Below are 433 nucleotides of genomic sequence, written 5' to 3'. Positions count from 1 at the left end.
TCCATAGATTATTTCTCCGCCGCAGAGGTGGACTGCGGCCGCTGGATGGCCGCCACCTGGTGTTCAAGGTCGCTCAGTCGTTGGCGAAGCTGTTGTATATCGGTCTCTTTTTCAGGTTCGTCAGGGGCCGTATTCGCCTTATGCTGCATGCCCCAGCCGCGCTCAGGCTGGTACAACGTGGCCCAAATCCATAAAAACGGCCAGATGACGTGGAGAGTAAAAAGACTGACCCATCCGGCGACATGAATAGCATCGGAATGAGGGTGGTTGCGTTTTTTGGCGATCAAATAAGGAATATCGTGAATAATGATAATCCCATAAAAAATGACCAGAAAAACGAAGATCAGAACGCCCAGCGCAAAATAATTGAGAAACATAATTCCCTCGGCTTTACGCTAATAATTTATATGAATTTTATTCACGACCCACTGAC

At 47.8% G+C, this 433-nt stretch carries 1 protein-coding gene; it reads right to left on the bottom strand.

Going from position 1 to position 433, the window contains the following annotated elements; all coding sequences use genetic code 11:
• Positions 1 to 8 precede the first annotated feature (8 nt).
• On the bottom strand, positions 9 to 377 hold the full coding sequence (locus FJV41_RS55915; protein ID WP_004152044.1) for a DUF3302 domain-containing protein: 369 nt from the start codon (positions 375 to 377) through the stop codon (positions 9 to 11).
• Positions 378 to 433: the final 56 nt, after the last annotated feature.

It is taken from the genome of Myxococcus llanfairpwllgwyngyllgogerychwyrndrobwllllantysiliogogogochensis, from assembly GCF_006636215.1.
Lineage (GTDB): Bacteria > Myxococcota > Myxococcia > Myxococcales > Myxococcaceae > Myxococcus > Myxococcus llanfairpwllgwyngyllgogerychwyrndrobwllllantysiliogogogochensis.
This window is presented reverse-complemented; position numbering and strand designations above follow the sequence as displayed.